At 42.0% G+C, this 12,890-nt stretch carries 6 protein-coding genes; all 6 read right to left on the reverse strand.

All coding sequences use genetic code 11. The features are described 5' to 3' along the window. Positions 1–27 precede the first annotated feature (27 nt). Entirely contained in the window at positions 28–489 is a 462-nt protein-coding gene (locus tag H5079_RS06660) for a thioredoxin family protein (RefSeq protein WP_182683760.1), read from the reverse strand. Between the two features lie 123 nt (positions 490–612). Continuing rightward, entirely contained in the window at positions 613–2,562 is a 1,950-nt protein-coding gene (locus H5079_RS06665; RefSeq protein WP_182683761.1) for a hypothetical protein, read from the reverse strand. 190 nt (positions 2,563–2,752) lie between these two features. Beyond that, on the reverse strand, positions 2,753–4,432 hold the full coding sequence (ilvD, locus tag H5079_RS06670; protein ID WP_182683762.1) for a dihydroxy-acid dehydratase: 1,680 nt from the start codon (positions 4,430–4,432) through the stop codon (positions 2,753–2,755). A 147-nt stretch (positions 4,433–4,579) separates the two neighbouring features. After that, positions 4,580–6,070: a glutamate synthase subunit beta gene (locus H5079_RS06675; RefSeq protein WP_182683763.1), complete on the reverse strand. Its 1,491-nt coding sequence runs from the start codon at positions 6,068–6,070 to the stop codon at positions 4,580–4,582. A gap of 20 nt (positions 6,071–6,090) precedes the next feature. After that, complete coding sequence (gltB, locus tag H5079_RS06680) at positions 6,091–10,698, reverse strand: glutamate synthase large subunit (RefSeq protein WP_182683764.1); 4,608 nt, start codon at positions 10,696–10,698, stop codon at positions 6,091–6,093. A gap of 624 nt (positions 10,699–11,322) precedes the next feature. Further along, positions 11,323–12,528 carry an anhydro-N-acetylmuramic acid kinase gene (locus H5079_RS06685; protein WP_182683765.1) on the reverse strand — a complete coding sequence of 402 codons (1,206 nt, stop codon included), beginning with the start codon at positions 12,526–12,528 and terminating at the stop codon, positions 11,323–11,325. Positions 12,529–12,890: the final 362 nt, after the last annotated feature.

Here is a 12,890-nt window from a genome sequence, read left to right on the forward strand (position 1 = left end):
CCTTTAACCTGCAAGCCCACTCGATTATTAAGGTAGGTTTTTTGTAAGATCTTGCGCAAGTGTGCCCGCTGGTTTTTCAACCATACGTGTTAGTTCTTTGCCATTTTGGCTAACTATAATAGTCGGTGTGTATTGTAAATTATGAGCCTGTGCTACGCCGCTAGCATCTTGCTTGTTGTACCCTACGGCTACAAATTTAATACTCTCTAATTGTACTTTCGACTGTTCAAGCAGTTTAATTAAACGCGGAACTTCGCGCGCGCTATCATGGCACCAAGTACCAAATAATACGGTTAACTCCTTCCCCTTTAATTTTTGTATTAGCGTAATATCTTGTTTGGTAGGGGTAAAGTTTTTATATTGCTGAGCAAAGTTATCATATTCTGCAAGTAAATCTGTCGCGCTAATACCCCCAGTATAAGGCGCTGTAGCCCCAAAAGTGGACAGTGGCAAACACAGAAAAAAGAATAAAACTAATTTTTTAAACATTAAGGCGCCTTTTTGTATTAATACTGTGAGTGTTTTATTTACTCGATTTAAGAGTATAAGTTAAGTTGATATATGGCTATTTTACAACCAAAGAAAGTCAATAGCATTACTATAATCAAGCCATTATTTATTGTTATCCATAAAAAAGTTTACTTGCGATAACTGCGTTAAATACTCTCGTCTTGCATCTTTATCTTGCGCTAATTTGTCTAAATCACCAATTAATGTAACTAACTTATTATGTGAATAATGGTTGGTATTTTTAAAATCATCTGGCTCACCAATCTCGTTTATACGTTCTTTTTTATCCATTTTGTGGCTGTTTTCGTTGCTTTCAAGCCAAATGTCGTTAATAAGACGAATGTTACTTTCGTGAGTGGCTTTTTCAGTAAGTGCCATTTTTAGCTCATACTGCGATTTATCTTGGTTGTATTGATAGGTTTTTTTATCAATATCTATTTGCTGGTATTGGTCAAGCCCAACTAACTCGTTATTTTTAACGGCGGTATTAATATTGTAACCTTCTTTGCTGTCGTAATAATCGGGCCGGGTATTCTGGTAGTCAAAATGGCTACTTACGTTTTTACTTTGCGTAACCCCTTTTAGCTCACCTGACTTTTGTTGCTCGGTGGTTTGGCTTAGCGCAACATTACTTTTAGGCTGATAGTCGCCTCTGTCCATAGCAAACTCAAATTTTGCATCAAAGTCAGCTAACTTAGAAATTCCCGCCCCTAAAGAATTTTGCGTACTGTTGCCAAGCCCTTGATAGCGAGGATCGTTCGTGATCATGTTATCGACTAAATCGGCAACCATAGCGCGCCCGTCATTAAATTGCTTATCTGCAAGTGACTCTATACTACTATAACGTTCAGCCGCCGACGACATACTTGCAAAAGCCCCTTTAAACAATTCAAAGCCTTGTTGCATTGTCTTGTCGCCCTTACGACCAAATGCCGAGTCTTTACTATCCTCGGTACTGTTTACTCGGCTATCTTCTAAGCTTTGATCGAGCGACGCTAAATACTGCTGCATTTGCTGTGTGTCTTTAGCACCAATGGTCGACATATCGAGTGCAAAGTCTATTTCGTTTTGCCCACTTTCTGATTTAAACACAAGTGCTTGCTGATTCGATGCTTCATCAATTGAGTAACTTAAATCAAGCGTGTTTTCGCCTGTATCAAGCGCATCATTTTGCGTTGTTGAAAACGACACATTAAAACCCGCTAGCTGCTCACTATTAAAGTCGGCTAAAAAGTCTAAACTCATGTCTGTTTGGTTTGGCACTATAATAGGATTAAATGAGTTTTCACTCACTTTAAAAAACTCATCGGCCATTTCGCCAACACCCGCCATAACCTGCGTTAAAGCCGCATGTTCAGCCTCAGATAAATCGCCATTTACTTCGTAACTTATGCCAAAGCTATCAACGGCTTCACCCGTTTTTTCATCGTAACCTTGCGATGAATTAAAAGTGATATTTATTATATCACCCTCTTTGGTTTTTACCGAAAGTTCAAATAAATAGTTATCGTCATTTTCATACTTAGTGCGGTTAAGGCTTTCCATATAAGGGTTAAGCGCACGCTCAACACGCTGCTGACTAGAGGCTAAAAATGATGTTTGTTGATGCCCTAATTGCCCCAGATTAAATAAAATATCACTGGTGTTAGCGTAAGCACCCTGAATATCTTTTACCGATTTATTTAAGCGTTGTATGAGCTTATCGCTATGCTCATTTTTAAGTAGCCCTTCTTGCTGACTCGTTATTACAGTACGTATAGCTAACTCTTCAGCGCTGTAGTGGTAGCTCGATATATTTTCTTTTTTTGCAGGAGTGATCAGCACCGAAAGTTGTTGTTGCAGTAATTGGGCAACTTTTTCGTCGCTAAACTGACTGAGAAAATCGGACGTTATTTTGGGTGATAGCTCTGGTGCTAACTCTGGTATTAATTTTGGCGCTATTTCGAGTGGGCTATGTTGCAGTTTGCTGCTAAGGGTATGGTTTGCATTATCAACTGGCAGTACTTGCTTTGTCGCTAAACTAGAGTGGTTATTTAACCCATTGTTAATCATGATCATCCTTAATCGCAAACTGCTATTAAGTATATATCGGTCGGCCAACTAAAAACTTGAGCGATTTATAACCTTGTTACTTAAATTACAAATAAAGTAACAAGGTTATCTAGGGCGTGTTGATCTTTGCGGATTAAAACTCGCTCTATTTAGGGGAGTTTAATCACTAATTTTAGCGATTAATTGTGCCTTAACTTGGCTTATCGGTCACGGCTCCGGTAGAGGCTGAGCTTACTGTTCTGGCATATTTTGCTAGTAATCCGCGGGTGTATTTTGGCGCAGGTTGTTGCCAATGTTGTTTCCTACTGGCCATTTCTTCATCAGTAATATTAAGAGTCATTTCACGGCTTTGCGCGTCAATAGTAATGCTGTCACCATTTTCTACTAGTGCAATGGCGCCGCCTTCGTAAGCTTCTGGTGTAACGTGCCCTACAACAAAACCCCTACTACCACCTGAAAAACGACCATCGGTAATAAGCGCCACATCGTTACCTAAACCTTTACCCATAATAGCTGAAGTGGGGCTTAGCATTTCACGCATACCTGGGCCACCTTTAGGGCCTTCATAGCGAATTACTACAACGTCTCCGGCTACTACTTGCCCATCTATAATAGCGGCAAAACCTTGCTCTTCTGAGTCATATACTTTTGCGTTGCCGGTAAAGCGTAAACCCTCTTTACCCGTAATTTTTGACACTGCTCCTTCTGGCGCTAAGTTGCCAGCTAATATAACTAAATGACTGTCTTTTTTAATTGGCTGATCAAAAGGTAAAATAATATTTTGCCCTGCTGGGTAATCTGCTACATCGGCTAAATTTTCGGCCATGGTTTTGCCTGTCACTGTCATACAGTCACCGTGCAGCATACCGGCATCTAATAAACGCTTCATCAGTGGCTGAATGCCACCAATTTCAATCAACTCCGACATTAAATATTGACCGCTTGGGCGCAAGTCGGCAATTACTGGTGTTTTATCGCCAATACGCACAAAGTCATCCAATGTTACTTCAACGCCTACCGCATCAGCCATAGCAATTAAATGCAGCACCGCATTGGTTGAGCCGCCTAAGGTAATGATCAGCGTAATTGCATTTTCAAACGCTTTTTTGGTCATAATATCGGAAGGTTTAATGTCATGCTCCAGCAAATAAACAATCGCTTTACCCGCATCTATACAGTCTTGTTTTTTGTTTTGTGAAATAGCATTTTGCGCAGAACTATTTGGCATGCTCATGCCTAAAGCTTCAATTGCTGAGGCTAACGTATTTGCCGTGTACATACCACCACACGAACCGGCCCCTGGTATGGCTGTTTTTTCAATATGTTCTAATTGCGTAATTGGAATATCGCCTGCCGCGTAGCTGCCCACCGCTTCAAATACCGAGACTATATCGGTATGATTTTCACCGGGTAAAATTGTACCGCCGTACACAAATATAGAAGGGCGGTTTAAACGTGCTAAACCCATTAAACAACCCGGCATATTTTTATCACAACCGCCAATAGCAATAATACCGTCGTGGCCCATACCCGCTGATACCGCTTCTATTGAATCGCAAATTACTTCGCGTGATACTAAAGAATATTTCATCCCTTCGGTGCCCATAGAAATACCATCGGATACGGTAATGGTATTATATATAACGCTTTTCGCACCGGCGCTATCTACGCCTTTACCCACTTCTTCGGCAAGTGTATTAATGTGCATATTGCACGGCGTTACCATAGACCATGTAGAGGCAATACCAACTTGAGACTTTTTAAAATCGTCATCATTAAAACCTACCGCTCGTAACATAGAACGACTAGGAGCCTGAGCGCTACCATCTACAATTTTTTGTGAATATTTACGTGGTTTTTCAGAAGTCATTTCTTACCTTACCTACTTTTTACAAGGTTTATTAATAGAACAAATTATAAAAACAAGCCCCACCTTGCATAATTAATGCGGTAGGGCTTGCTATAATAGATGGTTTTAACTTTTAAAGCAGTTAAAGTTTACAGACTTGTAATCGCTTTAAGGCAAATAGCTTTTACCCATTAAATAGCTGTCAACCTCACGCGCGCAGCGTCGACCTTCATCTATTGCCCACACAATTAAGCTTTGTCCGCGACGACTATCGCCTGCGGCAAATACGCCAGGCTTGCTTGTAGCAAACTTATCGTACTGTGCTGAAATATTAGAGCGAGCATCTTGCTCTAAACCAAATTGTGCAACAAGGCCACCTTCTGGCCCCATAAAGCCCATAGCAATCAGTACTATATCGGCAGGAATTATCTTTTCACTGCCCGCTACTTCTTGTGGCACCATTTGCCCTTTATCGTTAAGTTGCCAAGTAATATCTACAGTGTGCACAGCTTTAACATTACCTTGCCCGTCACTTTCAATTTTTTTAGTCATCACTAAATATTGACGTGGATCTTGGCCTTGTACTGCAATAGCTTCTTTTTGGCCGTAATCAACCAACAAACGTTTTGGCCATTGTGGCCAAGGATTGCTGCTCTCGTCGCGTTGCTCGGGTGGACGAGGCATAATTTCTAGCTGAATAGCACTTTTACACTGATGGCGAAGCGCAGTACCAATACAATCGGTGCCGGTATCACCGCCACCTATAACCACTACATTTTTGCCTTTCGCATTAATGAACGCTCCGTCTTGATGTTCGCTATCGAGCAAGCTTTTGGTATTGGCTGTTAAAAAGTCCATAGCAAAATGCACACCGTTAAGCTCGCGCCCTGCAACGGGTAAGTCGCGCGGTACTGTGGCACCAATACATAACACGACTGAGTCAAAGTCAGTTTCTAACTGCGCCACACTAATGTCTTTGCCTACTTCAGTATTAGTAACAAAAACAATGCCTTCTTGGGCTAAAATATCAACCCGACGTTGCACTAATTCTTTTTGTAGCTTCATGTTTGGAATACCATACATTAGCAAGCCACCAATGCGGTCGGCGCGCTCATATACAGTAACCATATGGCCAGCTTTATTTAACTGTGCTGCAGCGGCAAGGCCCGCTGGGCCCGAACCAATTACGGCTACATTTTTACCAGTGCGAGATGCAGGTGGCTCAGCAACCACCCAACCTTGCTTAAAGGCATGATCAATAATTTCTTTTTCATGTAACTTAATAGCCACCGGATCGGCGTTAATACCCAGTACACATGCCCCCTCACAAGGGGCTGGGCATACACGCCCAGTAAACTCAGGAAAGTTATTGGTTTTATGCAATAGCTCTACTGCATCTTGCCAGCGGCCGCGATAAATTAAGTCATTCCACTCCGGTATTACATTATTTACCGGACACCCAGCTACTGCCGGTGCAAATTCTGATTTTGCCGACTGACAAAACGGCACGCCACAATCCATACAACGCGAAGCTTGCTGCTCTACATCTGCTTGTGGTATTTCTTCATATACTTCCAGCCAGTCAATTAAACGTTCACCTGCGTTACGCTCAGTTGGCAAGGCACGACCTACGTTGATAAACCCTGTTGGATTTCCCATAATATATTCTCCTTGGCAGCTTAAGCTTTAGCGCTAGCTATGTTGTTTAAATGAATGTCGAATGCTTCTACGGCAATGTCATACTCTGAGGTGAATTTTCCGCTACTGCGTACATCATTCATATAACCTTGCATGCGTTTGTAATCAACCGGCATTACTTTAACAAAGCGCTTAACATTGCTGTTCCAATCTTTTAATAAATCACTGGCAACATCTGAACCTGTAGCATCAAAATGTTGGCTAATTAAGGCTTTTAATTCGTGGCTTTCAGCGTCGGTATCTACACTTTCAAGTGCGACCATTTCCATATTGCATTTAGCCGCAAAGTCATTATTTACATCAAGTACGTAAGCAACACCGCCCGACATACCGGCAGCAAAGTTTCGACCAGTTGCGCCCAAAATAACCACTTTACCGCCGGTCATGTATTCACAACCGTGATCCCCCACACCTTCAACAACGGCTGTTGCGCCCGAGTTACGTACACAAAAACGCTCCCCCGCTATACCGCGTATAAAGGCGCTACCCGAAGTTGCTCCAAAAAAGGCCACATTACCAATGAGGATATTTTCACTAGCAGCAAACTTAGCTTGTTTACTAGGGTACACCACTAAATTTGCGCCAGAGAGTCCTTTACCAAAGTAGTCGTTGGCATCGCCTTCAAGTTCAAAACGTAAACCCTTGGTTGAAAAACAACCAAAGCTTTGTCCCGCTGAGCCGTTAAACTTAACCTTAATAGTATCTTGCGGTAAGCCATCTGCATGGTACTTTTTAGAGATTTCGTTAGAGATCATCGCCCCTATGGTTCTGTCGGTGTTAATCACATCGTATTCAAGCGCCACACTTTGCCCAGAATCTAGTGCCGCTTGAGCATCTTTGATCATTTTGCGATCGATAATGTCGTCGATTAAATGCTTTTGCTTTATTGATTGATACAGAGTTTCGTTTTCAGCGCATTCTGCTTTGTGTAATAGTGGAGTTAAGTCAACGCCTTGGTATTTCCAATGGTCAACATCTTTGCGCTGCGTAAGGCACTGAGTTTGGCCCACCATTTCTTCAATACTTCTAAAGCCAAGCTCAGCCATAATTTCGCGTAAACCTTCTGCCATCATGGTAAAAAAGTTAACTAAAATATCGGCACGACCAGTAAACTTGTCGCGCAGGCCTTTATCTTGTGTGGCAATACCAACTGGGCAGGTATTTAAATGACACTTACGCATCATAATACATCCCTCAACCACCAATGCTGTGGTAGCCATGCCGTACTCTTCTGCACCAAGCAGCGTTGCAATGGCTAAGTCGCGTGGCGTTTTAAGTTGCCCATCGGTTTGTACCGTAATACGGCTACGCAGTTTATTACGCACCAAAGTTTGATGCGTTTCAGCCAAACCCAGTTCCCACGGTAAGCCCGTATGTTTAATTGAGCTCAGTGGTGACGCACCGGTGCCGCCATCGTGGCCCGCAATCAGTACCACATCGGCATAGGCTTTTGCCACACCCGATGCAACCGTACCTACACCCGCTTCTGATACTAATTTAACGTTAATGCGCGCGTCACGGTTGGCGTTTTTAAGATCGAAAATAAGTTGCGATAAATCTTCAATAGAATAAATATCATGGTGTGGCGGCGGCGAAATTAAGCCCACCCCTGGCGTAGAGCCACGAGTTTTACCAATCCATGCATCTACTTTATCGCCGGGTAATTGCCCACCTTCGCCCGGTTTAGCGCCCTGCGCCATTTTTATTTGTAGCTCATCGGCATTCGCTAAATAATGGCTAGTAACACCAAAACGACCCGAAGCCACTTGTTTAATTCGCGAATTCATCGAATCGCCATTTTCAAGCGCAGTATAACGAATTGGGTCTTCGCCGCCCTCACCGCTGTTACTTTTACCGCCAATGCGGTTCATAGCTATAGCTAAAGTAGTATGTGCTTCCCACGAAATTGAGCCAAACGACATAGCACCCGAGGCAAAGCGTTTAAAAATGTTGGCAACCGGTTCCACTTCGCTCAAGGCAATAGCAGGACGATCGCTATTCAATTGTAATAAACCCCGTAAGGTAAAGGCTTCTTTACTTTGATCGTCCACCGTTTTTGCATACTGCTTAAACTGCTCAACATTATTACTGGCTGTTGAATGCTGCAGTAAACGAATTACCGTGGGATTAAATAAGTGCCGTTCACCATCATGACGCCACGAGTATTCTCCGCCCGTAGGCAGTAGTTTATCTATAGCAATGCGGTTGGCCTCAGGGAAACCCTCACGGTGGCGTAATAGCGCCTCTTGGGCAATTTGATCTAGGCTTAAGCCTTCAATACGGCTAACCGTACCGGTAAAGTACTGATCAATAACCTCAGAGTTAATGCCCAAGGCTTCAAAAACTTGCGCACCTAAATACGACTGTAGCGTTGAAATACCCATTTTAGAGAAGGTTTTCAACAAGCCGCTGCCTACCGCTTTGGTGTATTTTTGGGTAATTTGTTCATTTGTTAAGTTAGTATCAAGTACGCCTTCATCACGTAAACCATACATGCTCTCTAGGGCTAAATACGGGTTAACTGCCGCAGCGCCATAACCAATAACAGTAGCAAAATGATGCGTTTCGCGTATATCACCCGACTCCAAAATTATATCGGCAGATGAGCGTAGTTTTTCACGAATTAAATAGTGATGCACCGCTGCTGTTGCCAATACCGAAGGTATAGCAACATGGTCGCTGTCTACTCCACGGTCACTTAAAATGAGTATTTCATAATCATCTTCAACGGCATTTTTGGCATATAAACAAATACGATCCAGTGCTCTTTTTAGTGCACCTGGCCCACCGCTGGCTTTAAAAGTAATGTCGATCGTTTTAGCTTGAAGATGATTGTTATCTATATACTGTAGTTTGCGTAATTGCTCATTGGTCAATACAGGCTGTTCTATTTCAACCTTATGGCAATGCCCAGGTGTTTCATCGAGCAAGTTAAGTGAGCGGCCAATATAACCGCGCAACGACATAACCAACTCTTCACGAATAGGGTCGATGGGTGGGTTGGTTACTTGCGCAAATAACTGCTTAAAATAATGTGATAATTGTTGTGGGCGATGCGACAGCACTGCAAGCGGCGTGTCGGTACCCATAGCGCCTAGTGGCTCTTTAGCCGTACCAACCATACCCGCCAGTACTAGGTTAAGATCTTCGCTGGTGTAACCAAATGCTTTTTGTATTTTTCGCAGCTCTGCCAATGGCGGCTGGGCAAAAGACGCGCTAGGAACGGGTAAATTGTCTAATTCAATTTTGTTTTCAGCTAACCAACGAGCATACGGCTGAGCCGAGCTAACGTGTTGTTTTACTTCGTCATCACTAATAATGCGACCTTGCTCTAAGTCAGCAATAAATATTTTACCCGGTTGCAAACGCCCTTTTTCAACAACCGTTGATTGATCAACGCACAATGCACCGGTTTCAGAGCCCATCACTAGCGTGCCATCTTCGGTTAACAAGTAACGCGAAGGGCGCAAACCATTACGGTCAAGTGTTGCACCAATAACGTTGCCATCGGTAAACGATAACGATGCTGGGCCATCCCAAGGCTCCATAATACACGCATAGTATTCATAAAATGCGCGCTTGGTGGCATCCATATTGGTTTGTGTTTGCCATGCTTCTGGCACCATCATCATCATTACTTGCGCCAAAGACCGCCCGCTGAGCACTAATAGCTCAATAGCCATATCAAGATTAGCCGAATCTGAGTTATCGTTATTACACACCGGATTTAACATATTCAATTCAGCATCGCTAAAATTAACCGAGCTAAACAATGCCTCACGAGCATTCATCCAGTTAATATTACCGCGTACCGTATTAATTTCACCATTGTGGGCTATATAACGAAACGGCTGCGCGCGGCGCCAAGCAGGAAAAGTGTTGGTTGAAAAACGAGAATGAAACATCGCCATTCCCGAAATAGTACGCTCGTCTTGCAGATCAAGGTAATACTGGCGCACTTGCTCGGTAGTAAACTGGCCTTTATAAACAATTTTGGTAGATGACATTGAGGTTACATAAAATTCGTCACGTTCTGTGAAATCTAAACCATTAATTTTATGCGAGGTGTATTTACGCAGCACAAACAGCTTACGTTCAAATTCTTGTGCGCTTAGCGCTTGCGGCTTAGCAATAAACACTTGCTCAATATTTGGCTCGCTTTCAAATGAAGCCGCGCCTAACATAGAGTTATCGCCCGGAACATCCCGATACCCTATTAAGGTTAAACCCAGTTCGGCAATATTTTGATTTAGTATTTTTTTACACGCGTCGCTAAGTGCTTTATCGCGCGGGAAAAAAATCATCCCCACACCATAGTTTAAGGCGCTTGGCAGCGTCCACCCTAGCTTTGCGGTTTCTTGACGGAAAAACTCATGAGGAATTTGAATAAGAATACCAGCACCATCACCACTTTTAACGTCAAACCCTGTTCCACCACGATGTTCCATGCAGCTGAGCATGGTGAGTGCATTTTCGATAATATCGTGTGACTTTTTACCCTTAAGGTTAGCGACAAAGCCAATGCCGCAACTGTCATGTTCAAATTCAGCGCGATAAAGACCTTGGGATTTTTTGCTCATATCATTCATTACTTATTCCTATTTCATCAGCCTATTGCTATCAGCTAAATTGTGCTTACTAATTAAGTCATATATTTTTATATACTCGAGGTATGCGCTTATCTCATTCAAAAAATCGTTAAAATGCCTAAAACAGCCACTGTAAAATCTTTTTGAATTAGTATAGTGCAGTATTTATTAGTGAAAACTTTAATCAAAGGGGGATAAAAACTAGCCGTAAAATAACGCTGAGTCAACTAAGAAATGAATATACATTCAGATTATATGAATATATATAGTCAAAAATAGTTATTAACAGCCCATTTACACTGCATTTAATAACTATGCCTTATGTTTTAAAAAAGCGCATAGTTGATTTGGATGGGTTTGGTCTTTTTAGTTATAAAAGTGCACCACTAAGGCCTGAGGGGCGAAACTAAGGGAGGATTGGTGCATCTTTAAAAAGTAAATAAGCAATAACATTTTTATAATAATTAAAGCGCAGCTGCAATTAATTACTACAAAACAATATTCACGCTAATGGCAGCGCAAAAAAATAAGCTTACCCTAAAACAGTAAGTCGCAGTTATGCAAAGGCCAAACAGTGAGTTTGGCTAGGTCTCACCTAAAAACTTAAGCTTAGAATATGTGGTTTCAATCTGCAAAACTCACTTTACCCATAGTAACGCCTGCAATTCCTTGGGCTTTATTATCAAGGTGTAGCTGCTCACCGGCTAAGCATTCGTTAGCTAAAATAGCAAAAAGTACCGCTTCTTTCGCGTCGGGATCAACCCCTAATGCGTGAGTATTTTTAAAACCTTTTATGGCCGGACAAAGCGTTACTAAATGTTGCATTAGGAGTAAATTGTGAATGCCGCCGCCACTGGCATACACCACACTATTGGGCGCCATTTTTACACACGTATTTAGCGCATTGGCAATAACCTCTGCGGTAAAGCGGTTTAAGGTGGCCATTACGTCTTGATGACTTAACTTTTGGGTATTTGAAGCCTGTTGCGCAGCCTCTAAATAAGCCAGATTAAACACTTCAGGGCCAGTAGTTTTTGGCATTTTTAGGGTTAAAAAATGATTGTCGCAAAGCGCTGTTAGTAACGCAGTATTAATAACGCCCGCTTTCGCTATCGCAGCGTTTTCATCGTAATGCATGTTATTAAAATAACGCTGCACATAGGCATCCATAATGGTATTACATGGGCCAATGTCAGAGCTAAATACTGCGTTGCTATCGCCATTTTGGGGTAAAAAAGTGAGGTTAGCTATACCGCCCATATTGAGCAAAATACGGTTTTCGTCAGAGCTTGAAAAAAACAAATAATCACCATACACGGCAAGTGGTGCGCCCTCGCCGCCTGCTGCTATATGCTTTTGCCTAAAATCGCCAATAGTAGTAATACCTGTAGTAACGGCTATTTGGTCGCTGTCGCCAATTTGTAAAGTGCCATTGTTAAAATCGTTATACTGATGCTGGCTTTTAGGACAGTGGTAAATAGTTTGTCCGTGGCTGGCTATTACATCTATATTGGCTGGGTTTACCTGCCAGCTGTTTAAACACTGATTAACCATGTCACCATGTAATTTACCAACCCAAGGGTGCAGTAACGTAAGGTATTCTAAGTTGCATTCACGCTTGGCAAATACCTGCTTTATTTTTGTTTTATAATCATCGCTATAATCAACCGTAGTAAACTTTAAAACCTCAATTTGGGTATGCACACCCGCGGCAGTTATTTTACATAAGGCAACATCAAGTCCATCTAACGAGGTACCACTCATTAGGCCTATAATTAATCGGCTTGGCTTTAACGCACTGTTATAAAGCTTACTAATGTGTGGGTGCATAATAATTTCGCATCTATTGTTGTTAAGTTAATAGCATTCATTTTAGAATAGTTTAAATAAAAGTTATAGCGCTATAAAAATCAGTTAATCCACTTATAAACTCACCTTAGAGTAAATACTCACACCTTGGGGTTGATTTTTTAACCGTGTGCCCAAAACTCCTGTATTAAGATATACATACTTAACCTGAGCTCTGGTTAAGAGATTTACTAACGTATTGAATCATCGTTATATTTGATTTTATTTTCTCTAGCCAGAGGTTTTCAGTGAAAACAAGGCGAATTTACGCGTCAATAGCTGGCCTATTGCAAGTAAATTCAACGCAGTTAGCGCTGAAAATAGCTGCTTGAGATAAGTTTATT

This window comes from Pseudoalteromonas sp. SG44-5 (genome assembly GCF_014164175.1).
GTDB classification, from domain to species: domain Bacteria; phylum Pseudomonadota; class Gammaproteobacteria; order Enterobacterales; family Alteromonadaceae; genus Pseudoalteromonas; species Pseudoalteromonas nigrifaciens.